We start from the raw sequence: 25,768 nt of genomic DNA, 5'->3' as shown, positions 1-25,768 counted from the left end.
TTGTTGTTGCTTCAGATTGTGCCCATGTCCACCCCTTCCAGTGCCGCTTCCGCCGCAGCGGCCGCCGCCGCCACCCTCAAGAGCCTGCCCACCGACATGGAGCTGGTGCTCAAGGTCATCCCGATGCCGGCCGACTGCAACGCCAACGGCGACATCTTCGGCGGCTGGGTCATGGCGCAGTGCGACCTGGCCGGCTCGGTGATCCCGGCGCGCTACGCCAAGGGCCGCCAGGCCACGGTGGCGGTCAACGAGTTCATCTTCAAGCAGCCGGTGCGGCTGGGCGACATCCTCTCGTTCTATTCGAAGCTGGTGCGCGTGGGCCGCACCTCCATCACGGTGACGGTCGAGGTGTTCGCCGAGCGCTTCCGCGCCCAGGGTGAGTACATCAAGGTGACGCAGGCCACCTTCACCTACGTGGCGATAGACGACAACGGCCGCCCCCGTCCCATCGAACAGCCGGCGGCCTGAGCCGCCTTCAGGCGACGCCCATGCCGGCGTCGCGCACGCGCTCGAAGCATTCGAACTCGCGGTTGATCCAGCGCGCGTCGCGCCGCTCCACACGGCGGATGTAGACCGACTGCACCACGTCGCGCGTGTGGGCGTCGATCTCGACCGGCCCGCGCGGGCTGTCCAGTTGCAGGCCGCGGAACGCATCCACCAGCCGCTCGGCGCCCGCCTTGCCGCCGCGCGCGCCCGGTGCGCTCAGCGCCGCATCGATGGCCGCGAGCCCGTCGTGTGCCGCCACGGCGAAGTAGCCCGGGCGCAGGTGGCTGCCGTACTCGGCCTCGAAGGCGCCCGCGAAGCGCCGGTTGGCCGGCGACTCGTGGGCGAAGGAATAGTGGTGGCTGGTGATGAGCCCCTCGGCCAGTTCGCCGATGCCGTCCAGGTAGTGGTCGTCGGTGGCGTCGCCCGTCGCGAGCAGGCGGATGCCGGTGTCGGCCATGCCGCGGTCGCGCCAGAACTTCAGGAAGATGGCCGGCATCTGGCCCGAGGGCAGGAAGAAGAACACGGCCTGCGGCTTGAGCTCGCGCAGGCGCAGCATGTAGGCCGAATAGTCGAGCGTGTTCAGCGGCACGCGCAGCATCGCGCCCACGCGCCCTCCGCCCGCGGTGATGCCGGAGACGAAGGCGCTCTCGGCGTCCACGCCCGAGGCGTAGTCGGCCACCACGGTGCACACGTCGCGCAGCCCCTGCTGCAACGCCCAGCGCGCCAGCGGCGCCGTGACCTGCGCGATGGTGAACGACACCCGCACCATGAACGGCGAGCGCCCGGGGATGCCCGAGGAGGCGGCGTTCATGATCACGGTCGGCACGCGGGCCTGCGTGGCGACGGTGCCGACGGCGTAGGCGTTGGAGCTGAAGTCCAGCCCCGTGAGCAGGTCGACGCGCTCGCTCTCGATGAGGTCCTGCGCCTGGCGCCGCGCCTGTTCGGGCGCGCTGCCGGGCACGTCGCGGCGCAGCAGTTCGACCGGCCGGCCCGCGATCTGCTGCTTGTGATCGGCCAGCCAGACCGCCATGCCGGCGTCGAACTGGCGCCCACCGCCCGCATAGGGCCCTGACCACGAGCCGATGACCCCGATGCGCAACGGCCGCACGCGCGCCAACACCAGCGAGGGCGCCGCGAGCGTGCCCGCGAGTAAGCCCAAAGCATGCCGGCGCGTCGGCCCGAATGCTACTTTTTCAGTAGCACGCATCGCCCGCGTGGCGGGCGTTGTGGGCAGGTTGATGTCTGGAGCAGGCACGAGGAACAGTGTACGCAGACACCGTCCGCAGGCAAGTCCACGGAAGGCTTAGACCTTCGAGAAATCGGGCTTGCGCTTCTCCATGAACGCACCGAACGCTTCCTTGGCCGCCGGCTCGCGCAGCATGCGGCCGAAGCTCGCACCTTCCTCGCCCATGCGCTCGAGCACGGCGGGCATCTGCGCCTTCTTCAGCAGGCGCTTGGTTTCGATCAGCGCGCTCAGCGGCTTGGCCGCGAGCTTGCGCGCCTGCGTCTGGGCGATGCCGTTGGCTTCGGTCGGCGGCACCACGCGGTTGACCAGGCCCACTTCGAGCGCGGCCTCGGCCATGAAGGGCTCGCCCAGCAGCAGGGCTTCGGCGGCGCGGTGGTAGCCCAGCATCTGCGGCACCAGCAGGCTCGACGCGGCCTCGGGGCACAGGCCCAGGTTGACGAAGGGCATCGAGAAGGCCGCGTTGTCGCCTGCATAGACGAGGTCGCAGTGGAACAGCATCGTGGTGCCGATGCCCACGGCCGGGCCGCACACGGCGGCGACGATGGGCTTGGGGAAGGTGGCGATGCCGCGCAGGAAGCGGAACACCGGCGATTCGGTGTTGGCGGGCGGCGCGTTGAGGAAGTCGCCGATGTCGTTGCCGGCGCTGAAGATCGTCGGGTCGCCCTGGATCAGCACGCAGCGCACGGCCGCTTCGCTCTCGGCCGTGGCGAGCGCATCGGCCAGCGCGGCGTACATGCTGCTGGTGATCGAGTTCTTCTTGTCGACGCGGTTGAAGGTGATGGTCATCACGCCGGCTTCGGTGTGGACGAGGATGTCGCTCATGGAAAGATCCTTGGGTAGGTAAAACGGGGGGCGACGCGCTCAGAAGGTGTGAATGAATCCGGCGTGGCCGAGCAGCCCGCCCAGGCGCGCCCCATCAAGGCGCAAAGCGCAGCCATAGCTCGGGCTATGGCGAGCATTTGCAACGCCGAGGGGGCGTGTCTGGGCGGGATGAGCGGACATGGCGGGTTCGTTCACACCTTCTCAAGCGTCGATGGCTTCGCGGACGAAATCGAGGCGGTCCTGGCCCCAGAACATCTGGTCGCCGACGAACATGGTGGGGGCGCCGAACACGCCGCGCTCCACCGCCTCCTGCGTGACCGCCTTGAGGCGGTCTTTCACTTCCTGCGCGCCGGCCAGCGCAAGCAGGCCCGCCGCGTCGAAGCCCGCATTTTGCAAGACGGCGCCGACGGTCGCGGGGTCGTTGAGGTTCTTCGGCTCGACCCACATCGCATGGAACACCGCGTCGATGTAGGCGCCGAAGCGCTCGGGCATCTGCATCTGCACGCCGGTGGCGCCGCGCATCAGCAGCAGCGTGTTGATCGGGAAGTGCGGGTTGTGCACGAAGGGCACGCCGTAGCGCCTGGCAAAGCGCTGCAGGTCGGTCGTGAGGTACGGGCCCTTGGCCTTGATCTCGGCGGGCGAATGGTTGCCCGTGGCCTGGAACACGCCGCCCAGCAGCATGGGCTTCCAGACCAGCTCGGCGCCGGTGTCGGCGCACACGTGCGGCAGCTGCGTGGCGGCCAGGTAGGCGGCGGGGCTGCCGACGTCGAAATAGAACGCGACGGATTTCGTCATGGGTGTCGTCTCCTTGGGGCTGTGCGTCGCGCCGCGATGCGTAGCGCGGCGCCGGTCAGAACTTCTCGGACCAGGGGCGCAGGTCCAGCTCGTGCGTCCACGCATCGCGCGGCTGCGCATGCAGCATCCAGTAGCTGTCGGCGATGTGGTCCGGGTTCAGGATGCCGTCGCTGTCCTTCAGCGCATAGCGCTCGGGGAAGTTGCTGCGGATGAACTCGGTGTCGATGGCGCCGTCGACCACGACGTGCGCGACGTGGATGCCCTGCGGCCCCAGCTCGCGTGCCATCGATTGGGCCAACGCGCGCAGCGCCATCTTGGCGCCCGAGAAGGCGCCGAAGTTGGCGGCGCCGCGCAGCGAGGCCGTCGCGCCGGTGAAGATGATCGTGCCGCGATGGCCACCGGCCGGCATCTCGCGCGCCACCATGCGCTTCGCTACTTCGCGGCCGTTGAGGAAGCCCGAGAAGCAGGCCATCTCCCATACCTTGAAGTACTTGCGCGCGGACTCGGTGAGGATGCTCTCCGGCACGTTCGCGCCGATGTTGAACACCATCACCTCGATCGGCCCGACGGTCGATTCGATCTGCTCGATGAGCACCACCACTTCTTCTTCCTTGCGTGCGTCGCAGGCGAAGGCGTAGGCCCGGCCGCCGTCGGCCTCGATCTGCGCCACCAGCGGCTGCAGCTTGTCGAGGCTGCGCCGCGTGACGCAGGTGGCGTAGCCCTCGCGCGCGAAGCGGCGGGCGATGGCGCCGCCGGTGGCGTCGCCCGCACCGACGATCAATGCAGCCTTGGTGAGCGTCATCGCGTCATTCCTTGTAGTAGACGATCTGGTTCGAGGTGGCCAGCAACGCGCCCTTCTCGCTCCACAGCTGCGCCTTCTGGTCGAAGAAGCCGTTGAAGAACTGCTGCCCCGCCGCGCAGCCCAGCAGGTAGCCCGTGCCGACCTCGGCCAGCTCGGCGGCGCCGACGTGGAAGTAGGTGGTGATCGACACCGTGCCCGCAGGCACGTGCGTGGCGCGACGCAGCCACACGCGCGGGTAGAACACGTCGCTCAACGCGGCGAGCGAGGCGAAGTCGAGCGGGCGGGCCTGCGCGTCGCGCACCCACAGGCGCGTTTCGCTGTGCTGCAGGCTGCCGTCCCATTTGGCGGGAATGCCGCCGCTGAAGGGACGCATCTCGTACTGCTCGAGCCAGGCCACGCCCGACGGGCCGATGCGGATGCGATCGACCGCCTCGGGCTTCGGCGCCTCGGGCATGGTGAGGTCGGCCTGGCTCCAGGTGTCGCGGCGCGCGGCCGTGACCACGGTGGCGGTGGTCGTCATGTTCGCGGTGCCGTCGGCGCCGGGCTGCGTGATCGTCACCGTCCAGTGCTGCGTCGAGCGGTTGGTGCGCACGGCGGTGGCCTGGATGTCGAACGCGCCTTCGCCGAGCGCGGCCGCGTAGTTGACGGTCAGCGCGATGGGCGTGCCGAGCAGGTCGGGGTGCTGGAGCACCGCCTGCAGCGCGAGCGCCGCGGTGGTGCCGCCGAACGGGCCGACCATGTTCCAGTAGTCGGGACTCGTGGTGCCCGTGAAGTGCCCCACGCGGATGTCGCTGTGGTGCAGGGCCAGGGCTTTGTCGAGGGGGTGTGGGGTCGTGCTGCTCATGGTGATCGCCAGTGTGCCTGCGGAGGATGACGTCACGCAGTCGTGTGCGGGACGTTGGCGTGCTGCACTGCGGCAGGCGCGGTCAGCGCGGCGAGCCGGTGCAGCTTGTCGAGCGTGCTCGGCCACAGGCTCTGGCTGAACTGCTCGCGGAAGAAGCCGAAGTGGCCGATGCGCCGCGCCTGCACGTCGGCCGGCGCGATGCGCTCGACCGCACTCGGCGCGCCTGCATAAAAACTCACGAGGCTGCGCGTGCCGGCGTGCGTCATGAGCTCGTCGTCGGCCATCGAGAGTGCGAGCACCGGGAAACGCACGCGCGCATAGCTTTGCAGCGCGGGCTCGCCCTCGGCGCCCACGCTGTAGCGCGGGTTCAGGCACCAGCGGCGCCATTGCAGGATCACGCCGCGCGGCAGGTCGCCGACCTTCTTCAGCTTGCGGCCCGGAAAGTAGCCCCACAGGCGTGTCGCCAGCGGCACCAGCACGAACCAGAAATACAGGATGCTGCGCCGCAGCTTCGGCGCGTTCTCGCGCCAGTAGCCGCTGCCGGCCGCGATGCTCACGAGGCCGTCGACCTGCCCGGGCCGTTGCAGGAAGCCCGGCAGCTGCGCGCCGAGGCTGTGGCCCAGCAGGTACAGCGGTGAGTCGGGCAGCGCGGCCTTGGCGGCGTCGATCACCGCCTCGTAGTCGCGCGCCCAGTCGAACAGGTCGGCCTGGAAACCACGCAGCGGCGCATCGCCGAGCGAGTCGCCGCTGCCGCGGTAGTCGAAGGTCCAGACCCGCAGGCCCTGCCCCGCGAGCCAGTGCGCGAAGGGCTCGTAGAACGACTGGCGCACGCCCATCGCACCGCCGATGACGATGCTGGCGCGCGGGGCGCCGGCGGGGTCGTAGCGGCGCACCGCCACGTGGGCGCCGGCGTCGACCGGCAGTTGCAGGGCTTGCATTCCGTGGTCTCCTTCGTTCTGCGGCCCCTTGCTAGGGCGTCCCGGGGTCGGACGGATCAGACGCGTTCAAAAATGCCCGCTGCGCCCTGCCCCATCCCGACGCACATCGTGACCATGCCGTACTTCAGCTTCTCGCGGCGCAGCGCGTGCACCACGGTGGCCGCACGGATCGCGCCTGTTGCGCCCAGCGGGTGGCCGAGTGCAATGGCGCCGCCCATCGGGTTGACCTTCGACGGATCGAGCCCCAGCGTGTTCATCACCGCGAGCGATTGCGCGGCGAAGGCTTCGTTGAGTTCGAACCAGTCGATGTCTTCGTGCTTCAGGCCCGCATAGCGCAGCGCGGCCGGAATCGCCTCGATCGGGCCAATGCCCATGATGTGCGGCGGCACGCCCTTGCTGGCGAAGCTCACGAAGCGCGCGAGCGGCGTGAGGCCGTACTGCTTCACGGCCTTTTCGCTCGCCAGGATCAGCGCGCCCGCGCCGTCCGAGGTCTGCGAGCTGTTGCCGGCCGTCACGGTGCCGCGCGCGGCGAACACGGTGCGCAGCTTGGCCAGGCCCTCGATGCTGGTGTCGGGGCGTGCGCCTTCGTCCAGGCTCACCGTGCGGGTCTTGGCGATGGCCTCGCCGGTTTCCAGGTTCGGCGTGCGGTCGGTCACTTGGATCGGCGTGATCTCGTCGGCGAACTTGCCGGCGGCCTGCGCGGCCAGTGCCTTCTGGTGCGAGGCGAGCGCGAACGCGTCCTGCGCCTCGCGGCTCACCTTCCACTGCTGCGCGACCTTCTCGGCCGTGAGGCCCATGCCGTAGGCAATGCCCACGTCGCCTTCGCGTTCGAAGATCGAGGGCGACAGCGAGGGCGAGTTGCCCATCATCGGCACCATGCTCATGCTCTCGACGCCGGCCGCGATCATCACGTCGGCCTCGCCGACGCGGATGCGGTCCGCCGCCATCTGCACGGCCGACAGGCCCGAGGCGCAGAAGCGGTTCACGGTGATGCCGCCGATGCTGGTCGGCAGACCGGCCAGCACCGCGCCGATGCGCGCGACGTTCAGGCCCTGCTGCGATTCGGGGATCGCGCAGCCGCAGATGATGTCTTCGATGGCCTTGGGGTCGAGGCCGGGAACTGCCGCGAGTGCCGCCTTCAGCGTGGTCGCGAGCAGGTCATCGGGACGGTAGTTGCGGAAGTAGCCGCGGTGCGACTTGCCGATGGGCGTGCGGGTGGCGGAGACGATGTAGGCGTCTTGGACTTGTTTGCTGCTCATGAAGAAGCTCCTGGATTTTCTTGCTCCTTCCCCCTCCGGGGGAAGGCTGGGATGGGGGCTAGCGGCGTCAACTCGACCAGCCGGTTGGCGATGGCCTGACGGACCCCATCAAGATTGGTGAACGGATCGTTCGATGCGAAGCGCAGCACGTCGAACCCCTGTGCGCGGAAGAACTCGTCACGTCGCGCGTCGTAACCTTGCTGAGCTTGATGCTGCGATCCGTCGAGTTCGACGATCAGTTTCGGCGCCAAGCATGCGAAGTCCCCGATGTAGTTGCCCAGCGGGTGCTGGCGACGGAACTTCACACCCAACTGCTCCGCGCGCAGTCCGCTCCAGAGCTTGCGCTCCGAGTCGGTCATCTCGCGGCGAAGCACTTGTGCATTCGCGCGGGCGTTGGGCGTGGACTGGTTTCGCATCGTGCTTGAGTGGAGAGCCCCCATCCCAACCTTCCCCCGGAAGGGGAAGGAGGAAGAGGGAGTCAGGTCAGTTACGCACCGGCTTCCCCGTGCTCAACATCCCCATGATCCGCTCCTGCGTCTTCGAATGCACGATGAGCGAGCAGAACGCCTTGCGTTCCAGCGTCATCAGGTATTCCTCGGTCACGAGCGAGCCCGCGTCCACGTCGCCGCCGGTGACCACGTTGGCGATCAGGCTGGCAATGTGGAAGTCGTGCGCGCTGATGAAGCCGCCGTCGCGCATGTTCACGAGCTGGCCCTTGATCGTCGCGGCGCCGCTGCGGCCCGCGACGCGGAAGGAGCGGCGCAGCGGCGGGCGGTAGCCGGCGTCGGCCATGGCCTTGGCCTGCTGCAGTGCCACGTAGAGCAGCTCGTCCTTGTTCGGCACGATCACGTCGCTGTCGAGCAGGTAGCCCAGCTTCTTCGAGTCGAGCGCGCCCGTGCCCACCTTCGCCATCGCCGCGGCGGTGAAGCCTTCGGTGAGGAACGGCAGCAGGTCGGTGCCCGTGGAAGCCGAGGCGTTCTCCGCCGCACGGCGTGCGATGTAGGTCAGGCCGCCCGCGCCGGGGATGAGGCCCACGCCGACTTCGACCAGGCCGATGTAGCTTTCCATCGCGACGACGCGCTTGGCCGAGTGGATGGCCAGCTCGCAGCCGCCGCCCAGTGCCATGCCGCGCACGGCGGAGATCACCGGCACGTTGGCATAGCGGATCTTGAGCATGACGTTCTGCAGCTCTTCTTCCGCGCCTTCGACCGCACCGATGCCCGCGACCACGAAGGCCGGCAGCATCGCCTGCAGGTCGGCGCCGACCGAGAACACCTCGTCGGGCGACCAGATCACCAGGCCCTTGTATTCGGCTTCGGCCAGGTCGACCGCGGCGCCGAGCGCCTCGGCCACGTCGGGGCTGATGGCGTGCATCTTCGACTGGATGCTCGCGATGAGCACTTCGCCGTCGAGCGTCCACACGCGCACATCGCCTTCGTCGCTGATCGTCGTGCCGGCCGTGTTGGCATCGGCCGCGTTCGCGCCGAGCACGCTCTCGGGGAACAGCTGGCGGTCATGCACCGGCAGCTTGCGCTGCGGCACGAATTTGTTCTGCGAGGCGCTCCACGAGCCTTCAGGCGTGTGCACGCCGCCGGCCTGCGCGACCGGGCCTTCGAAGACCCACTTGGGCAGCGGTGCAGTGCTCAGTGCCTTGCCGGCGTCGATGTCTTCCTGCACCCACTTGGCGACCTGCGCCCAGCCGGCTTCCTGCCACAGCTCGAACGGGCCCTGCTTCATGCCGAAGCCCCAGCGCATCGCGAAGTCGATGTCGCGCGCGCTCTCGGCGATGTCGGCCAGGTGCACGGCGGCGTAGTGGAAACCGTCGCGCAGGATGGCCCAGAGGAACTGGCCCTGCGGTCCTTCGCTCTCGCGCAGCAGCTTCAGGCGCTCGCCCGCGGGCTTCTTGAGCATGCGGCCGTACACCTCGTCGGCCTTGGCGCCGGCGGGCACGTACTCGCCGCTCTTCAGGTCGAAGCGCAGGATGTCGCGGCCGGCCTTCTTGAAGAAACCGGCCTTGGCCTTCTGGCCCAGGTTGCCCAGCTCCAGCAGCTTGGCGAGCACGGGCGGCGTCGCGAAGTTGGCGTAGAACGGATCGGTCTGCGCATTCAGGTTGTCCTGCAGCGTCTTCACGACGTGGGCCATGGTGTCCAGGCCCACCACGTCGGCGGTGCGGAAAGTGCCCGAGCTCGCGCGGCCCAGCTTCTTGCCGGTGAGGTCGTCCACCACGTCGGGCGTGAGGCCGAACTTCTCGACTTCCTTCAGCGTGGCCAGCATGCCGGCGATGCCGACGCGGTTGGCGATGAAGTTGGGCGTGTCGTGCGCGCGCACCACGCCCTTGCCGAGCGTGCTGGTGACGAAGGCCTCGAGGTCGTCGAGCACCTGGGGTTGCGTGGTGGGCGTGTTGATCAGCTCCACCAGGAACATGTAGCGCGGCGGGTTGAAGAAGTGAATGCCGCAGAAACGCGGCTTCAGGGCTTCAGGCAGCGCTTCGCTGAGCTTGGTGATCGACAGGCCCGAGGTGTTCGAAGCGAGGATCGAATGCTTGGCGACGTGCGGCGCGATCTTCTTGTACAGATCGAGCTTCCAGTCCATGCGCTCGGCAATGGCTTCGATGATGAGGTCGCACTCGCCGAGCTTGGCCAGGTCGTCGTCGTAGTTGGCCTGCTCGATCAGGCCCGCGTCGGCCACGTCGCCCAGGGGCGCGGGCTTGAGCTTCTTGAGGTTGTCGATGGCGCGCGTGACGATGCCGTTCTTCGCTGCACCTTGAGCGACCGCACCGGTCGCGTCCTTGGCGGCCAGGTCGAACAGCACGACAGGCACGCGCACATTGACGAGGTGGGCGGCAATCTGCGCGCCCATCACGCCGGCGCCGAGCACGGCGACCTTCTTCACTTGAAATCGGGACATGTTGCTTGGTATTTCTTGGATGGGTTGCGTGCAGCAGGCTTACTGCACGCGGTTCCAGGTTTGGGTACGCCAGAAGGGGCCGAGGTAGCCGCGGACTTCGAGCTTCTTGCCGCCGTCGATGGGCGTGAAGCTCGCGCGGTATTCCTTGCCGTTCTCGGGGTCGAGGATCTTCCCGCCTTCCCAGACGTCCTTGCCCTCGGCCTTCTTGCCGCCACGGATGATCTCCAGGCCCGCGATGGGCTTGCCCTTGCGGTCGTCGGCGCATTCGTCGCAGGTGGCGTCGGGCTTGGTGTCTTTCTTCAACGACTTCTCGATGCGCCCGAGCAGCGCGCCGTTGGCGTCGGCGATGCGGATCTCGGCCTTGGCCTCGCCGGTCTTGTCGTCGACGTTGCGCCACAGGCCCACCGGCGTGCTCTGGGCCATGGCCGAGACGGCGGTGACGGTGAACAAGACGGCTGCAAGCGTTGCTTTCATGAGCGGGCTCCCGGTGGGTCGATGAAGAAAGGCTGTGTGTCGCTTAAGCGAGTGCGGCGTCGGTGTCCATCAACACCTTGCTGCCGGCGCGCGCGGTGCGCATCAGCATCACGGTCTCGGGGAACAGCTTGGCGAAGTAGAAGCGTGCGGTCTGCAGCTTGGCGACGTAGAACGGATCGTTGTTGCCGGCGGCGATTTCGCGCAGCGCCACTTGCGCCATGCGGGCGAACAGGTAGCCGAACACGAAGTGACCGGCCACGCGCAGGTAGTCGACGGCGGCGGCGCCCACTTCGTCGGGGTTCTGGAAGCCCTTGAAGCCGATCTCGGTGGTGAACTTGGTGAGCTGGTCGCCCAGCATCGCGATCGGGTTGATGAACTCGGCCATCTTCTCGTTCACGCCTTCTTCTTCCACCAGCTTGGCCACGAGCTTGCCGAACTTCTTCAGCGACGCGCCGTTGTTGCCCAGGATCTTGCGGCCCAAGAGGTCCAGCGACTGGATGGTGTTGGTGCCTTCATAGATCATGTTGATGCGGTTGTCGCGCACGAACTGCTCCATGCCCCATTCCTTGATGAAGCCGTGGCCGCCGAAGACCTGCATGCACGAATTGGTTGCGATGTGGCCGTTGTCGGTGATGAAGGCCTTGACGATGGGCGTGAGCAGCGCGACCAGCTCGCCGCTGTCCTTGCGCACCTTCTCTTCGGGGTGGTTGTGTTCCTTGTCGAGCAGCAGCGTGCAGAAGATCTGCAGCGCGCGGCCGCCTTCGGCGTACGCCTTGGCCGTGAGCAGCATCTTGCGCACGTCGGGGTGCACGATGATGGGGTCGGCTTCCTTGTCCTTGGCCTTCACGCCCGACAGCGAACGCATCTGGATGCGGTCCTTGGCGTAGGCCAGTGCATTTTGATAAGCCACTTCGGTCAGGCCCAGCGACTGGTTGCCCACGCCCAGGCGAGCGGCGTTCATCATCACGAACATCGCGGCCAGGCCCTTGTTGGGCTCGCCCACCAGCGTGCCGGTGGCGCCTTCGATCACGATCTGCGCGGTGGCGTTGCCGTGGATGCCCATCTTGTGCTCCAGGCCGGCGCAGAAGATCGGGTTGCGGCCGCCGAGCGAACCGTCGGCCTTCACGTGGAACTTCGGCACCACGAACAGGCTGATGCCCTTGCTGCCCTTGGGCGCGTCCGGCAGGCGGGCCAGCACCAGGTGAATGATGTTGTCCGTCATGTCGTGCTCGCCGGCCGAGATGAAGATCTTGCTGCCGGTGATGCGGTAGGTGCCGTCCGCCTGCGGCTCGGCCTTGGTGCGCAAGAGGCCCAGGTCGGTGCCGCAATGGGGTTCGGTCAGGCACATGGTGCCGGTCCACTCGCCGCTCGTGAGCTTGGGCAGGTAGGTCTTCTTCTGGTCGTCGGTGCCGTGCGCGGCCAGTGCCTCGTAGGCGCCGTGCGACAGGCCCGGGTACATGGTCCAGGCCTGGTTGGCGCTGTTGAGCATTTCGAACAGGCACTGGTTCACCACGAACGGCAGGCCCTGGCCGCCGAAGGCCGGGTCGCACGACAGCGCGGGCCAGCCGCCTTCGACGTACTTGGCGTAGGCGTCCTTGAAGCCGGTGGGCGTCTTGACTTCGTGCGTGGCCTTGTCGAGCACGCAGCCTTCTTCATCGCCGCTGATGTTCAGCGGGAAGGTGACCTCGGCCGCGAACTTGCCGGCCTCTTCGATCACGGCGTTGATGGTGTCGGCGTCGGTCTCGGCGTGGGCCGGCAGTGCCTTGAGTTCCTCGGCGACGTTGAGCACTTCGTGCAGCACGAACTGCATGTCACGCACGGGGGGGTTGTAGGTAGGCATCCGGGACTCTCCTGGTCGAAGCTAGATAGATTGGAAAAAACGAAAACGGAAAAACGAAACGGGCGGCCGTGGCGCTCAGCGCACGGTCTTGAGCCGGCGCGTGCCGCGCGCGGCGGGCGCGGACTCGGCGGCATTGGAAGCAGGCGGCGCGTCCGGCGTGGCGGCGCGCGCGAGGATGTTGTCGAAGCCGACGTTGGCGCGACCGATGGAGCCGGGCACCTGCAGGAAGCGAGCTTCGTAGTGCAGCGCGAGGATCAGGCCGTGGATCTCGAACCCGACCTGGCGCTCGTCGGCGTCGGCGCGCAGGTGGCCTTCGGTCTTCGATTGCACGATGGCGCGCAGCACGGCGGCCTGCCAGATGCTGACCGACTCGACCAGCGCGTCGCGCACCGGGCCCGGGCGGTCGTCGAATTCGGAGGCGCCGCTGATGTAGATGCAGCCCGAGTCGATCTCGGTGGAGGTGCGCTTCATCCAGTTGGCGAACATGGCGCGCAGGCGCGGCAGGCCGCGCGGGGCCTGGAGCGCGGGGAAGAACACCTCTTGCTCGAAGCGCGCGTGGTATTCGCGCACCACGGAAATCTGCAGCTCTTCACGCGAGCCGAAGTGGGCGAAGACGCCCGACTTGCTCATCTTGGTGATCTCGGCCACGGCGCCGATCGACAGGCCCTCGAGCCCGATCTGCGCGGCCAGCGCCAATGCGGCGTCGACGATGATGGCCTTGGTCTGCTGGCCTTTGGGGGCGGCGCGGGCCGGCTTGGCGGGAACGGCGGTGGCAGACATCGTGAAAGCTCCGAATAAAACGAACGGTCGTTCTATTTTGCAGGGGCTTTGCACTTTTGACCGCAAATGACCTTGGTCCGCGGTAGGTTAATAAAGGTTAGCCAAAGCAAGGGGCGACCGCCAGGGGGCCGCACCCTTGCCCCGCGGGATCAGAACTCCTGCGACACGGGCCGCAGCACGACCTCGTTGATGTCCACGTTGGCCGGCTGCTCCACCGCGTAGACGATGGCGCGCGCCACCGAGTCAGCGGGGATCTGGTTGGCGTCGTAGAAGGCCTTCACGCCGGCGGCGCTCTCGGCGTCGCTGCTGCCGAACTTCAGCTCCGAGTCCACCGCGCCGGGCGACACGATGGTCACGCGCACACCACTGTTGCCCACCTCCACGCGCAGGCCTTCGGAGATGGCGCGCACCGCGTGCTTGGTCGCGCTGTAGACCGTGCCGATGGGCGTGAACACCTTCAGCCCGGCGATCGACGCGACGTTGACGATGTGGCCGCTGCCCTGCGCCTGCATGCGCGGCAGCACGGCGGCGATGCCGTAGAGCACGCCCTTGATGTTGACGTCGATGGTGCGGTCCCATTCGTCGACCTTGAGTTTGTCGAGCGGCGACAGCGGCATCACGCCCGCGTTGTTGACCAGCACGTCGATGCGGCCGAAGGCCTCGACCGTCGCGGCGGCGAGCTTTTCCAGGTCGGCGCGCTTGGCCACGTCGGTGGCGACGGCGATGGCGTCGCCGCCGGCCTCGCGGATCTCGGCGACGACCTGGTCGAGCCGGTCGGTGCGTCGGGCCGCGAGCACCACCTTGGCGCCGCGCGCGGCCAGGTGGCGCGCCGTCGATTCGCCCAAGCCGCTGCTGGCGCCGGTGACGATGGCGACCTTGCCCTGGATGTTGTCTTGAATGGAGGTCATGGGAATTTCCTTGGGGTGTGTTGAAGAAGTGCATGCAGTGTGGAAAATCCACGCGTTCCAGTAAATGAAACTCTGGCGACTTCAGAATTCCCAAAAAAGGAACACCCCATGTCCAACCGCCTCGAAGCCCTGCGCGTGTTCTTCACCGCCGCCGATGCCGCCAACTTCCGCGAGGCGGCCGTGCGGCTGTCGGTGTCGCCGCAGGTGGTGACGCGCGCGGTGCGCGAACTTGAAGAGGAGCTGGGCGAGCCGCTCTTTCACCGCAGCACGCGCGGCGTGCAGCTCACCGATTTCGGGCGCCAGCTCGCCGAGCGCGCCCGCGTGGCCGTGGGCGGCGTGGACGAACTTTTCCACCGCATCGACCGGCGCGCGCTGTCGCAGCACACGGGCACGGTGCGGGTCACGGCGCCGCATGTGTACGCCCGGCTGATTCCGCAGGCGCTGGCGCCGCTGCTGGCGCGGCACCCCGGGCTGGTGCTCGACCTGCGGCTGTCGGAGCAGCATGCCGACGTGGTCGACCAGCAGATCGACCTCGGCGTGCGCGTCGGCCCGATGCGCGACGCGCGCTTCGTGGCCCGGGGCGTGGGAAAGATGTCGCTGTGCGTGGTGGCATCACCCGCGCTCATCGAGCGGGTCGGTGCGCCGCGCACCGTCGATGCGCTGTCCGCGCTGCCGGTGACGGCGCTGATCGACCACAGCTCGGGCCGGCCCTGGCCGTGGGCCTTCAGCAAGAAACGGGTGTTCACCGTGTCGTCGCCCGCGTTCGTGGCGGACAACATCGACGCCGAATGCGCCGCGGTGCTCGCGGGCATCGGCTTCGGCCAACTCATCGGGCCGCTGGCGCAGCCGTGGCTGCAGTCGGGTGCGCTGGTGGAGGTGCTGGCGGCCGAGGCGCCCGAGCCCTGGCCGATCCACGTCTACCGCCCGCAGCGCGCGCCGGTGCCGGCGCGCGTGCGGCTGGTGTACGACGAGCTGGTGCGCGTGCTCAGAGCTTGAAGGGCACGACTTCCTGGCGCTGCTCGCCCAGGCCTTCGATGCCCAGCGTCATCACGTCGCCCTTCTTCAGGAACAGCGGCGGCTTCATGCCCATGCCGACGCCGGGCGGCGTGCCGGTGGTGATCACGTCGCCGGGCATCAGCGTCATGAACTGGCTCACGTAGCTCACGAGCTTGGCCACGCTGAAGATCATGGTCTTGGTGCTGCCGGTCTGCACGCGCTGGCCGTTGAGGTCGAGCCACATCGCGAGCTTCTGCGGGTTCTCGATCTCGTCGCGCGTGACGAGCCAGGGGCCGATGGGGCCGAAGGTGTCGCAGCCCTTGCCCTTGTCCCAGGTGCCGCCGCGCTCGATCTGGTATTCACGCTCGCTCACGTCGTTGATGGTGCAGTAGCCGGCCACGTAGTCCAGTGCGCTCTTCTGCGAGACGTAGCGCGCCTTCGTGCCGATGACCACGCCGAGCTCGACCTCCCAGTCGGACTTGACCGAGCCCTTGGGCAGCATCACCGGGTCGTTCGGGCCCTGGATGCAGCTGGAGGCCTTCATGAAGACGATGGGTTCCTTGGGCACCGGCAGGCCCGATTCGGCCGCGTGGTCGGCGTAGTTCAGGCCGATGGCGATGAACTTGCCGACGTTGGCCACGGGGCTGCCCAGGCGCGGCTTGCCCTTGACCAGCGGCAGCTTGTCGACCTTGGTCTTGCGCAGCTTGGCCAGGGCGGCATCGCCGAGCTGGTCGGGACCGATGTCCTTGACGACGGCGCTCAGGTCGCGCAGCTTGCCTTCGTTGTCGATGAGACCGGGCTTCTCTTTACCGGGGTTGCCGTAGCGGACGAGTTTCATGCGTTCCTTTCAGTGCATTGAAAAATCAATAGGTGGAGCGGCCACCGGACAGGTCGAAGACCGCGCCGGTGGAGAACGAACAATCTTCGGTGCAAAGCCAGCCGACCAGCGCAGCCACTTCTTCCACCGTGCCGAAACGGCCCATCGGAATTTTCGACAGCATGAACGCGATGTGGTCGGGCGTCATCTGCTCGAAGATGGCGGTCTTCACTGCCGCCGGCGTCACGCAGTTCACGCGGATGCCGGTGTCGGCCAGCTCCTTGCCGAGCGACTTGGTGAGCCCGATGACGGCGGCCTTGCTCGCGCTGTAGGCGCTGGCGTTGGGGTTGCCTTCCTTGCCGGCGACCGAGGCGATGTTGACGATGCGGCCCTCGCCCTTCGTTCCCTGCCTGCGCATCTGCGCCACCACCTCGCGGCAGCACAGGAACACGCCGTTGACGTTGACCTCCATCACCTGGCGCCACTCGTCCACCGGGTAGTCCCACAGCTTGACGTTGGGCCCGGTGATGCCGGCGCTGTTGACCAGCGCATCGATGCGCGGCGCGTGCGCGAGCGTGGCGGCCACGGCTTTTGCCACCGAGGGCTGCTGCGCCACGTCGACCTTCAATGCGAAGGCCTTGGCCCCCAGCGCTTCGGCCGCGCGCCCGGCGGCGGCCTCGTCGCGGTCCCACAGCGTGACGCTGCCGCCCGAGGCGACGAGCCGCTGCGCGATGCCGAAGCCCAGCCCCGTGGCACCGCCGGTGACCACCGCGTGGCGGCCTTCGAAATCGAGCCGGTTCATATCGTGATGCCGCCGTCGACCGTGAAGTACTGGCCGGTGGCGAAGATGGATTCGTCGCTCGCCAGGAACACCACCACCGGCGCGATCTCCTCGGCCTGCGCGAGCCGGCCCATGGGCTGGCGCGCCACGAAGGCCTTGCGCGCGGCCTCGGGGTCGGCGTTGGCGTTGATGCGATCGCCCAGCGAAGGCGTGTCGACTGTGCCCGGGCACACGGCATTGCAGCGGATGCCGTGGGCCACGTAGTCGGCCGCCACGCTCTTGGTGAGGCCGAGCACGGCCGCCTTGGTGGTGCCGTAGACAAAGCGGTTGGGCAGGCCCTTGATGCTGGAGCACACGCTGGCCATGTTGATGATGCTGCCGCGCCCGGCCGCGAGCATGCCGGGCAGCACGGCCTGGATGGTCCACATCTGGGCGCGCACGTTGAGGCGGAAGGCAAAGTCGAGGTCGTCGTCGCCGGCCTGCTCGACGGTGCCGTTGTGCACCACGCCCGCGCAGTTGAACAGCACGTCGAGCGCGGGCAGCTGCGCCACGACCGCGCCGATGGCGGCCTTGTCGAGCACATCGAGCTTCAGGGCCGTGACGTTCGCCACGCCGTCGTAGGCCGCCAGCAGCTGCTCGTTGACGTCGGTGGCCCACACGCGGGCGCCCTCGGCCGCGAGCGCCAGCACGCTGGCGCGGCCGATGCCCTGGCCGGCGGCGGTGACGAGCACGGTCTTTCCCTTCAATCTCATGGTCGGTGTCTCCTGGGGTGTTCTGCGGGTGCGGGGTGGATTCGGGTTAGGCCCGATGGGTGGCATCGGCGAAGCGCCGTATTCTGAATTGGCCTTACCACTTGTCCAATTCAGGACAACCCTTAACCCCCTTCGATCCCGTGCCGCTCCAGACCGTAGAACCCCAGCGCCTGTACCGCCAGATTGCCGACCAGCTGCGCGGGCTCATCGGCAAGGGCGAGTTCGATGTCGGCGCGCGCATTCCCGCCGAGCGCGACCTCGCCAAGCAGCTGGGCGTGAGCCGGCCGTCGGTGCGCGAGGCGCTGATCGCGCTGGAGGTGGAAGGCTGGGTCGAGATCCGCACCGGCTCGGGCGTGTACGTGCTCGACCGCTCGCACCGCAGTAGCGCGCCCGCGGGCGGCACCGGCGCCGAGTGGGGCCCGCTCGAGATCATCCGGGCGCGCCGCCTGGTGGAAGGCGAAACCGCCGCCACCGCCGCGCAGCACGGCAAGCGCAAGGACATCGACGCCATGCGTCGGGCGATCCAGAGGATGCGCGAGATGGCCGCGCGCAACGAGGTGCCGCACGAGGGCGACCGCGCCTTCCACCTGGCCATCGTCAACGCCTGCAGCAACGTGGTGCTGACCGAGACGGTGCAGGGCTTCTGGGAGTCGCGGCAGGGCCCGATCTTCGCGCGGATGATCGATTACTTCGAGACCATGGCGTCGTGGCAGGCCGCCATCGGCGAGCACCAGACCATCCTGGACGCCATCGCCGCGCGCGACCCCGCCGCGGCGCGCGAGGCCATGCACCAGCACATGGACAAGTTCCACCAGCGATTCAGCGCCAGCTGGCGCCGCACGAAGGCCTCCTGACATGCACGCCAGCCCCTCCCACAGCCAGCAGACGCACCCATGACTCCCTACATCAGGCTCCACGCCGCCGACGACGTCGTCATCGCGCGCGCCCAGCTGCTCGGCGGCACCGCCGTCGAGCACGTGACCGTGCGCGGCCTCATTCCGCCGGGCCACAAGATCGCCATGCGCGACATCGCGCCGGGCGAACCGGTGCGCCGCTACAACCAGATCATCGGCTTCGCGAGCCGGCCCATCGCGGCCGGCGAGCATGTGCACACGCAGAACCTGGACATGGGCCCCGACAAGGGTGACTTCGAACGCGACTACGCCTTCGGCGCCGATGTGAAGCCCGCGCCCGCGAAACGCGAGGCCACCTTCATGGGCATCAAGCGCGCCGACGGCCGCGTGGCCACGCGCAACTACATCGGCGTGCTGACCAGCGTGAACTGCTCGGCCACGGCCGCGCGCGCCATTGCCGACCACTTCTCGCGCAAGACGAATCCGCAGGCGCTGGCGGCATTCCCGAATGTCGATGGCGTGGTCGCGCTGACGCACGGCACGGGCTGCGGCATGGACACGCAGGGCATGGGCATGCAGATCCTGGAGCGCACGCTCACGGGCTATGCCACGCACCCGAACTTCGCGGGCGTGCTGGTGGTGGGGCTGGGCTGCGAGGCCAACCAAATCAACGCATGGCTCGCGACCGGCCACCTGGCCGAGGGCGAGAACTTCCGCACCTTCAACATCCAGGACACGGGCGGCACGCGCAAGACGGTCGAGAAGGGCGTGGCGCTCATCAACGAGATGCTGCCGCGCGCCAACGCGGTGAAGCGCGAGCCGTGCAGCGCGGCGCACATCACCATTGGGCTGCAGTGCGGCGGCTCGGACGGCTACTCGGGCATCAGCGCCAACCCGGCGCTGGGCGCGGCGGTCGACCTGCTGGTGGCGCACGGCGGCACGGCCATCCTCAGCGAAACGCCCGAGGTCTACGGCGCCGAGCACCTGCTCACGCGCCGCGCGGTGAAGCGCGAGGTGGGCCAGAAGCTGGTGGACCGCATCAAGTGGTGGGAGCACTACACCGAAATCAACGAGGGCGAGATGAACAACAACCCCTCGCCCGGCAACAAGGCGGGCGGGCTCACCACCATCCTCGAGAAGTCGCTGGGCGCGGTCGCCAAGGGCGGCACCAGCAACCTCGAGGCGGTGTACGAATACGCCGAGCCCGTCACCGCGCACGGCTTCGTCTACATGGACACGCCGGGCTACGACCCGGTGAGCGCCACGGGCCAGGTGGCCGGCGGCGCGAACCTGATCTGCTTCACGACCGGTCGCGGCTCGGCGTATGGCTGTGCGCCCTCGCCTTCTCTCAAGCTGGCGACCAACTCGGCGCTGTGGCAGCGGCAGGAAGAAGACATGGACATCAACTGCGGCGAGATCGTCGACGGCACGGCGTCGATTGCGGAAATGGGCCAGCGCATCTTCGAGCTGGTGCTGGCCACCGCATCCGGTGCGCAGTCGAAGAGCGAGCAGCATGGCTACGGGCAGAACGAGTTCGTGCCGTGGCAGGTCGGTGCGGTGATGTGAGCGCCGGCATGAGCACCCTCCCTTTCGGCTTCCTGGAAGGCACCGGCTTCGAACGGTTGGACCCACGCTTCAACACCTGCATCCCCGGCCCCGAGCGCGTCGAGCGGCTGTGGACCGGCGCGCGCTGGTGCGAGGGCCCGGTGTGGTTCGGTGCGCACCGCACGCTCCTGTGGTCGGACATTCCGAACAACCGCATGCTGCGCTACGACGAGGTGAACGGCACGGTCGGCATCTTTCGCGAACCGTCGAACAACACGAACGGGCACACGGTCGACCGCGAAGGCCGGCTCGTGAGCTGCGAGCACCTCACGCGCCGCGTGACGCGCACCGAGCACGACGGATCGATCACCGTGCTGGCCTCGCACTGGCAGGGCAAGCGCCTGAACTCACCCAACGACGTGGTGGTGCATCCGGACGGCGGCGTGTGGTTCACCGACCCGAGCTACGGCATCCTCTCGGACTACGAAGGCCTGCGCGCGGACAGCGAGATCGGCGCGTGCCATGTCTACCGCATCGACCCCGCGAGCGGTGACGTCGAGCGCATGGCGGACGACTTCGTGAAGCCCAACGGCCTCGCGTTCTCGCCCGACGCATCGTTGCTCTACATCGCCGACACCGGCGCGAGCCACATGAAGGACGGGCCGCGCCACATCCGCCGCTTCAAGGTCGGCGCCGACGGCCGCAGCCTGAGCGGCGGCGAGGTGTTCGCCGAATGCACGAGCGGCATGTTCGACGGCTTTCGCCTCGACACTGAAGGCCGCATCTGGACCAGCGCGCTCGACGGCGTGCACGCCTACCACCCCGACGGCACGCTGCTCGGGAAGATCCTGCTGCCCGAGCGCGTGGCGAACGTCTGCTTCGGCGGGCCCAAGCGCAACCGGCTTTTCATCTGCGCGACCACGTCGCTCTATGCCATCACACTGAACGCGAAGGGAGCCTGAACCATGTCCCACACCCTGCCGGCGGATGCGCTGCAAGCGACCGTCACCCGCATCCTCGAAGCGGCGGGCAGCCAGCCTGCCGAAGCACAACAGGTGGCGGCCAACCTGGTGCTGGCCAACCTCAGCGGCCACGACTCGCACGGCGTGGGCATGCTGCCGCGCTATGTCGACGCCGTGGCCGAGGGCGGCCTCGTGCCGAACGCGGCCGTGAAGGTCAACCTCGACATCGGCACGCTGATGGGCCTGGACGGCCAGCACGGCTACGGGCAGATCGTCGGCGTGCAGGCGATGGAGCTCGGCATCGCACGCGCGAAGCAGCACGGCAGCTGCATCTTCACGCTCGCGAACGCGCACCACCTGGGGCGCATCGGCCATTTCTCGGAAATGGCGACGGCGCAGGGGCTGGTGGCGATGCACTTCGTCAACGTGCTCTCGCGGCCCGTGGTGGCGCCCTGGGGCGGCGGCGACGGGCGCTTCGGCACCAACCCGTGCTGCATCGGCATTCCGCTGGCGGGCGCCGAGCCTTTCGTGCTCGACTACGCGACCAGCCGCGTGGCGCAGGGCAAGATGCGCGTGGCCCACAACAAGGGCGAGCAGGTGCCCGACGGCTACCTCATCGACGAGCGCGGCGCGCCCACCAACGACCCGGGCGTGGTCGTGGTGCCGCAGGGCAACGGCCTGTTCGGCGCGCTCATGACCTTCGGCGAGCACAAGGGCTACGGCATGGCGGTCGCCTGCGAGCTGCTGGGCGGCGCGCTCACGGGCGGCGGCACCTGGCACCGGCCGGCGGACACGGCGCGCACGGTGCTCAACGGCATGCTGACGGTGCTGATCGACCCCGCGAAGCTCGGCACGCAGAAGGCCTTCGACGAGGAGGCGCGCGAGTTCATCGGCTGGCTGCGGCAAAGCCCGCCGGGCCAGGGCTTCGAGGCCGTGCAGATCGCGGGCGAGCCGGAGCGCCGGGCGCGCGCGGCACGCCGGCGCGACGGCGTGTGGGTCGATGACGCGACCTGGGGCGAGATCGTCGCCGCCGGCGCGAAGGTGGGCGTGGCCGTCGCCTAGCGTCGCGCCGCCTGGCGCGACTTCTGGCTCAGCACGAGCGCGATGCCGCCGAGGATCGCCACCGAGGCGAGCGCCAGCCGCGGCGTGATCGCTTCCGACAGGAACAGCACGCCGCCGAACGCCGCCAGCAGCGGCACCGACAGCTGCACGGTCGCCGCCCGCAAGGCCGACAGCCGACCCAGCGCCGCGTACCAGACGACATAGCCGAGCCCCGAGGTCAGCGCACCGGAGGCCACGGCCAGCGCGACGCCGCGCGCATCGGCGTGCGCGCGCGTGGCGAACACCAGGCTCAGCGCCAGGGCCAATGGCACGGCGCGCAGGAAGTTGCGCGCGGTCGCGGCCAGCGGGTCGGCCACGCCCCGGCCGCGCAGCGAATACACGCCCCACGCGACGCCCGCCACCGCCATCAGCACGGCGCCCAGCAGCGGCGGCGCGGCAACGCCCGGCGACACGAGGTAGACGAGGCCGGCCGCCGCAAGGACAAAGCCGCACCACGCCAGCACCCCGAAGCGCTCGCCGCCGCCCAGGCCCGCGCCCAGCATCGTGAGCTGCACCGCGCCGAAGAGGATCAGCGCGCCCGTGCCCGCCGGGAGGCTGAGGTAGGCGAAGGAGAAGAACGCGACGTACGCGAACAGCATGACGGCCGGGAGCCAGCCGGTGCGCCCGAGCGCCGACGGCTGCGCCCGGAAGCGCACGACAAGCGCCAGCGTGATCGCGCCGGACGCGAGCCGGATGCTGCCGAAGCTGGCCGGGTCGATGCCGCCGTGCTGCAGCGCGAGCCGGCAGAGCAGCGAGTTGGCCGCGAACGCGACCATGGCGACGGCGGTGAGCGCGGCGACGTGCAGGAGAGGGGCTGGGCGGGCGGCGGCGACGTCAGGCATGGCATGCCCCGGAAGGCCAGCGGCTGTGGGAAGGACAAGCACTCATGCGAGCCTCCGATCCAGAGGTCATGCGAAACGGGCTTGTCACCGCGGCACCGCGTGGCGGCAAGGGAGGAAATTGATCGTACGCGCCGCAAGGGGCCGCGTCGAGTTGAGCGGTGTGGCGCCGGACCTGCCGGCCTGCCCTTCAGACGATCAGGGCGATCGTGGCTTCCAGGTGTTCCGACGGTGCCCGGCGGAAACCCGAGCGCGCAAAGCGCTGCAGCTGCCCCACCACGAAGGCCGTGAGCGCTGCGGCGCGCACCTGGGCGTCGACGCTGGGCGTGGCCGAGCCGTCGGCGGCGGCCGCGCCACGCAGCACCTGGCGCAGCGTGGCCTCGATCTTGTCGAAGAACTGGTTCATGCGCTGCTGCAGGCGCTCGTTCTCGTACACCAGCGCATCGCCGACCATGACGCGCGTCATGCCGGGGTTGCGCTCGGCGAACTGCACGAGCAGCGTGAGAATGCGGGCGGCCTGCTGGCTGCCGGTGGCACCTTCGCGCTCAAGGATCTGGTTGACCAGCGTGAAGACGCTCTGCTCGATGAAATCGATGAGGCCCTCGAACATCTGGGCCTTGCTCGCGAAGTGGCGGTACAGGGCCGCCTCGCTCACCTCGAGCCGCGCAGCGAGTGCCGCGGTGGTGACCCGCTCGGCACCGGGCTGCTCCAGCATGGCGGCCAGCGCCTGCAGGATCTGCACGCGCCGTTCGCCCGGCTTGGGGCGCTTGCGCGTCGGTGCGGCGGCGGGCGTGTCGGCCGGGGTCTCTACGCCGGGGGCAGCTGTCTCTTCGTTCTGCATGGGAGCGCGTGCAAAGATGTAATCAATTGATTCTCGCACAGCGCAGTGAGCGCGCGCCTTCCGCCGACGGAAGGCACGCGAGGGCCTTCAGCGCGCCCGGATCATCGTGCCGTAGGCCTGGTCGGTCAGGATCTCGAGCAGCATCGCGTGCGGCACGCGGCCGTCGATGATGTGCACCGCATTCACGCCGCTCTTGGCCGCGTCGAGCGCACCTTCGATCTTGGGCAGCATGCCGCCCGAGATGGTGCCGTCGGCGAACAGCTCGTCGATTTCGCGCGCGCTCAGGTTCGTGAGCAGGTTGCCGTTCTTGTCGAGCACGCCGGGCGTGTTGGTCAAGAGCATGAGCTTCTCGGCCTTGAGCACGGTGGCGAGCTTGCCGGCGACGACGTCGGCGTTGATGTTGTAGCTCTCGTTTTCTTCACCGAAGCCGATCGGGCTGACGACGGGAATGAAGGCGTCGTCCTGCAGCGCCTTGACCACGCTGGGGTCGATGGAGACGATGTCGCCGACCTGGCCCACGTCGTGGTGCACGTTGGGGTCGGTGCGGTCGGCCAGCTTGAGCTTCTGTGCGCGAATGAGGCCGCCGTCGCGCCCCGTGAGGCCCACGGCCTTGCCGCCGGCCTGGTTGATCAGGCCCACGATGTCCTGCTGCACCTCGCCGGCCAGCACCCATTCGACGACTTCCATGGTCTCGGCGTCGGTCACGCGCATGCCCTGCACGAAGCTGCCCTTCTTGCCCAGCTTGTTCAGCGCGGCCTCGATCTGCGGGCCGCCGCCGTGCACCACCACCGGGTTCATGCCGACCAGCTTGAGCAGCACCACGTCTTCGGCGAAGTCGGCCTGCAGCGCCGGGTCGGTCATGGCGTTGCCGCCGTACTTGATGACGATGGTCTTGCCGTGGAACTTGCGGATGTACGGCAGCGCCTGGGCCAGGATCTCGGCCTTGTCGCGCGGAGGGATGTTGAGGACGGGATCGGTCATGGACAGTCAGGCTCCAAAGCGGTGGACGATGGGAAGAATTCTCGCAACAAGGCGGCGGTGGCGGTCAGGGCCGCAGCCAGCGCGGGACCTTGAAGCGCACGATCATCAGGTACGCCCCGACGTAGGTCGTGACGAACAGAAGGCAGAACAGCATCAGCACGAAGGTGTTGTTCCAGAACAGCACCGCGGGCACCACCGACAGCGCGGCGAACATCCACAGGTAGGGCGAGGTGCGGTTGTTGCGCGCCAGCAGCTGGCGCGCCTCGTCGTCCGCGAAGGCCACGCGCACGATGCGCCGGAAGATCAGCTGATGGAAGTGCAGCGCGTCGGCCGTGCCCGGCGACTGGCCCCGGGCCAGCTTGCGGTAGATGGAGAACAGCGTCTCCCACACCGGGTAGATCAGGAGCAGCATCGGGAACCACGGCGACACCACGCGGTGGCGCTGCACCAGCGTCACGCAGGCCACGGCGATCACCATGCCCCAGACGTAGGCGCCGCCGTCGCCGGCGAAGATCTTGCCGCGCGGGTAGTTCCAGACCAGGAAGCCGAAGGTGGCGCCAACCAGGCAGATCACCATCGCGGCCAGTTGCCGGTCGCCCAGCTGCAGCGCGACGTGCGAGATGGCCAGGCACACGAGCACGGCCACGGTGCCGGCCAGCCCGTTGTAGCCGTCGATGATGTTGAAGGCGTGCGGCAGGCCGCCGATGGCCAGGGCCGCGAAGACCAGCGAGGCGTAAGGCAGCACCGCGAGCCAGCCGTCGAGCGTCTCGAAGCCGGTGCGCGCCACGCCCAGCCCCTGCACCCAGCACACCAGCAGCGCCGAGCCGATGGTCAGGCCCAGCCGGTAGCGCACCTTGACCTGCTGGGTCACGTCTTCGACGATGCCGCCGAGCACGGCGGGCAGGATGCACACCAGCGTGAGCATCGAGGTCTTGAGCGGCCAGGCGATGTTCAGCGGCTCGATCAGGCCGGCGCCAAGCCAGGCCGCGCTCATGCCGAGCATGATGCCGGCCCCGCCCAGGCGCGGCACGTGGCCCTTGTGGAAACGCTGGGGCATGTCGGCGCCGTAGCGGCGCGCGTGTCTGCGCGCGCGGCGCATGAACAGCTGCACCGCGATGGCGGAGACGAAGAAACTGAGGATGATCAGGGCAATCATGAGTGGGATTGGGGGAACCCTAGAATTCCCGAGCGAAATTAG

Annotated in this window: 26 protein-coding genes; 6 read left to right on the top strand and 20 right to left on the bottom strand. The window is 68.5% G+C overall.

The genetic code is table 11. The annotated features are described in order from the left end of the window. Positions 1-24: 24 nt before the first annotated feature. Positions 25-468 (top strand): acyl-CoA thioesterase, encoded by a 444-nt coding sequence (locus AC07Q9_RS26570; RefSeq protein WP_139701454.1) that lies wholly within the window; start codon positions 25-27, stop codon positions 466-468. Between the two features lie 7 nt (positions 469-475). On the opposite strand, the gene AC07Q9_RS26565 is transcribed toward AC07Q9_RS26570, so the two are convergent. The 13 genes from AC07Q9_RS26565 to AC07Q9_RS26505 all read right to left on the bottom strand — a co-directional run bounded on the left by AC07Q9_RS26565 (position 476) and on the right by AC07Q9_RS26505 (position 14,101). Next, entirely contained in the window at positions 476-1,594 is a 1,119-nt protein-coding gene (locus AC07Q9_RS26565) for an ABC transporter substrate-binding protein (RefSeq protein WP_495312399.1), read from the bottom strand. A 195-nt stretch (positions 1,595-1,789) separates the two neighbouring features. Further along, on the bottom strand, positions 1,790-2,554 hold the full coding sequence (locus AC07Q9_RS26560) for an enoyl-CoA hydratase (RefSeq protein WP_307582871.1): 765 nt from the start codon (positions 2,552-2,554) through the stop codon (positions 1,790-1,792). Positions 2,555-2,755: 201 nt separating this feature from the next. Continuing rightward, positions 2,756-3,349, bottom strand: a complete 594-nt coding sequence (locus AC07Q9_RS26555; protein WP_495312359.1) for a 2-hydroxychromene-2-carboxylate isomerase — start codon at positions 3,347-3,349, stop codon at positions 2,756-2,758. Between the two features lie 55 nt (positions 3,350-3,404). Further along, the gene (locus AC07Q9_RS26550) at positions 3,405-4,151 is read right to left on the bottom strand and encodes an SDR family oxidoreductase (RefSeq protein ID WP_495312358.1); all 747 of its coding nucleotides are present in this window, start codon (positions 4,149-4,151) and stop codon (positions 3,405-3,407) included. Between the two features lie 4 nt (positions 4,152-4,155). Next, positions 4,156-4,995 carry an acyl-CoA thioesterase gene (locus tag AC07Q9_RS26545; RefSeq protein WP_062471080.1) on the bottom strand — a complete coding sequence of 280 codons (840 nt, stop codon included), beginning with the start codon at positions 4,993-4,995 and terminating at the stop codon, positions 4,156-4,158. Positions 4,996-5,027: 32 nt separating this feature from the next. Beyond that, positions 5,028-5,933: an alpha/beta hydrolase family protein gene (locus AC07Q9_RS26540; protein WP_495312357.1), complete on the bottom strand. Its 906-nt coding sequence runs from the start codon at positions 5,931-5,933 to the stop codon at positions 5,028-5,030. Between the two features lie 56 nt (positions 5,934-5,989). Then, complete coding sequence (locus AC07Q9_RS26535; protein WP_495312356.1) at positions 5,990-7,192, bottom strand: acetyl-CoA C-acyltransferase; 1,203 nt, start codon at positions 7,190-7,192, stop codon at positions 5,990-5,992. Continuing rightward, on the bottom strand, positions 7,189-7,608 hold the full coding sequence (locus AC07Q9_RS26530) for an endonuclease domain-containing protein (RefSeq protein ID WP_495312355.1): 420 nt from the start codon (positions 7,606-7,608) through the stop codon (positions 7,189-7,191). The genes AC07Q9_RS26535 and AC07Q9_RS26530 overlap by 4 nt, the downstream gene beginning before the upstream one ends. 67 nt (positions 7,609-7,675) lie before the next feature. After that, positions 7,676-10,099, bottom strand: a complete 2,424-nt coding sequence (locus AC07Q9_RS26525; RefSeq protein WP_495312354.1) for a 3-hydroxyacyl-CoA dehydrogenase/enoyl-CoA hydratase family protein — start codon at positions 10,097-10,099, stop codon at positions 7,676-7,678. Between the two features lie 39 nt (positions 10,100-10,138). Then, on the bottom strand, positions 10,139-10,573 hold the full coding sequence (locus AC07Q9_RS26520; RefSeq protein ID WP_062471092.1) for a DUF2147 domain-containing protein: 435 nt from the start codon (positions 10,571-10,573) through the stop codon (positions 10,139-10,141). Positions 10,574-10,616: 43 nt separating this feature from the next. After that, positions 10,617-12,413, bottom strand: a complete 1,797-nt coding sequence (locus AC07Q9_RS26515; RefSeq protein ID WP_495312353.1) for an acyl-CoA dehydrogenase C-terminal domain-containing protein — start codon at positions 12,411-12,413, stop codon at positions 10,617-10,619. A gap of 75 nt (positions 12,414-12,488) precedes the next feature. Next, positions 12,489-13,193, bottom strand: a complete 705-nt coding sequence (locus AC07Q9_RS26510; RefSeq protein WP_070060219.1) for a TetR/AcrR family transcriptional regulator — start codon at positions 13,191-13,193, stop codon at positions 12,489-12,491. A 149-nt stretch (positions 13,194-13,342) separates the two neighbouring features. Next, the gene (locus AC07Q9_RS26505; protein WP_070060220.1) at positions 13,343-14,101 is read right to left on the bottom strand and encodes an SDR family oxidoreductase; all 759 of its coding nucleotides are present in this window, start codon (positions 14,099-14,101) and stop codon (positions 13,343-13,345) included. 108 nt (positions 14,102-14,209) lie between these two features. Here AC07Q9_RS26505 and AC07Q9_RS26500 point away from each other — a divergent pair, with 108 nt between their 5' ends. Next, positions 14,210-15,097, top strand: a complete 888-nt coding sequence (locus AC07Q9_RS26500; RefSeq protein WP_495312352.1) for a LysR family transcriptional regulator — start codon at positions 14,210-14,212, stop codon at positions 15,095-15,097. Here the strand turns inward: AC07Q9_RS26500 and AC07Q9_RS26495 are convergent. From AC07Q9_RS26495 to AC07Q9_RS26485, 3 genes are read right to left on the bottom strand one after another with little or no spacing between them, the layout of a single operon-like run. Beyond that, positions 15,087-15,935, bottom strand: coding sequence for a fumarylacetoacetate hydrolase family protein (locus AC07Q9_RS26495; protein ID WP_495312351.1), 849 nt, complete (start codon positions 15,933-15,935; stop codon positions 15,087-15,089). The two genes, AC07Q9_RS26500 and AC07Q9_RS26495, sit on opposite strands and share 11 nt — an antisense overlap. Before the next feature lie 25 nt (positions 15,936-15,960). Further along, on the bottom strand, positions 15,961-16,716 hold the full coding sequence (locus tag AC07Q9_RS26490; protein ID WP_495312350.1) for an SDR family NAD(P)-dependent oxidoreductase: 756 nt from the start codon (positions 16,714-16,716) through the stop codon (positions 15,961-15,963). Next, complete coding sequence (locus AC07Q9_RS26485; RefSeq protein WP_495312349.1) at positions 16,713-17,447, bottom strand: SDR family oxidoreductase; 735 nt, start codon at positions 17,445-17,447, stop codon at positions 16,713-16,715. The genes AC07Q9_RS26490 and AC07Q9_RS26485 overlap by 4 nt, the downstream gene beginning before the upstream one ends. Positions 17,448-17,587: 140 nt before the next feature. Between AC07Q9_RS26485 and AC07Q9_RS26480 the strand changes: the two genes are divergently transcribed. Genes AC07Q9_RS26480 through AC07Q9_RS26465 form a run of 4 tightly spaced genes read left to right on the top strand, consistent with a single transcriptional unit; the run spans position 17,588 to position 21,870 of the window. Continuing rightward, the gene (locus AC07Q9_RS26480; protein ID WP_495312348.1) at positions 17,588-18,301 is read left to right on the top strand and encodes a FadR/GntR family transcriptional regulator; all 714 of its coding nucleotides are present in this window, start codon (positions 17,588-17,590) and stop codon (positions 18,299-18,301) included. A gap of 39 nt (positions 18,302-18,340) precedes the next feature. Then, positions 18,341-19,867: a UxaA family hydrolase gene (locus AC07Q9_RS26475; RefSeq protein ID WP_492679072.1), complete on the top strand. Its 1,527-nt coding sequence runs from the start codon at positions 18,341-18,343 to the stop codon at positions 19,865-19,867. A gap of 8 nt (positions 19,868-19,875) precedes the next feature. Then, the gene (locus AC07Q9_RS26470; protein WP_495312347.1) at positions 19,876-20,808 is read left to right on the top strand and encodes an SMP-30/gluconolactonase/LRE family protein; all 933 of its coding nucleotides are present in this window, start codon (positions 19,876-19,878) and stop codon (positions 20,806-20,808) included. A 3-nt stretch (positions 20,809-20,811) separates the two neighbouring features. Continuing rightward, a complete protein-coding gene (locus AC07Q9_RS26465) occupies positions 20,812-21,870 on the top strand; it encodes a malate/lactate/ureidoglycolate dehydrogenase (protein WP_495312346.1) in 1,059 nt (352 codons plus the stop codon). Here AC07Q9_RS26465 and AC07Q9_RS26460 read toward each other — a convergent pair. From AC07Q9_RS26460 to AC07Q9_RS26445, 4 genes are all read right to left on the bottom strand, one after another. Continuing rightward, a complete protein-coding gene (locus AC07Q9_RS26460) occupies positions 21,867-22,751 on the bottom strand; it encodes a DMT family transporter (RefSeq protein WP_495312345.1) in 885 nt (294 codons plus the stop codon). The two genes, AC07Q9_RS26465 and AC07Q9_RS26460, sit on opposite strands and share 4 nt — an antisense overlap. Before the next feature lie 187 nt (positions 22,752-22,938). Then, entirely contained in the window at positions 22,939-23,589 is a 651-nt protein-coding gene (gene slmA, locus AC07Q9_RS26455; RefSeq protein WP_099794951.1) for a nucleoid occlusion factor SlmA, read from the bottom strand. Positions 23,590-23,676: 87 nt separating this feature from the next. Continuing rightward, positions 23,677-24,570, bottom strand: coding sequence for an acetylglutamate kinase (gene argB, locus AC07Q9_RS26450; protein WP_489060993.1), 894 nt, complete (start codon positions 24,568-24,570; stop codon positions 23,677-23,679). A gap of 64 nt (positions 24,571-24,634) precedes the next feature. Continuing rightward, the gene (locus AC07Q9_RS26445) at positions 24,635-25,726 is read right to left on the bottom strand and encodes a glycosyltransferase family 4 protein (RefSeq protein ID WP_099794949.1); all 1,092 of its coding nucleotides are present in this window, start codon (positions 25,724-25,726) and stop codon (positions 24,635-24,637) included. Positions 25,727-25,768 lie beyond the last annotated feature (42 nt).

It is taken from the genome of Variovorax sp. GW821-FHT09A10, assembly GCF_059418385.1.
This window is presented reverse-complemented; position numbering and strand designations above follow the sequence as displayed.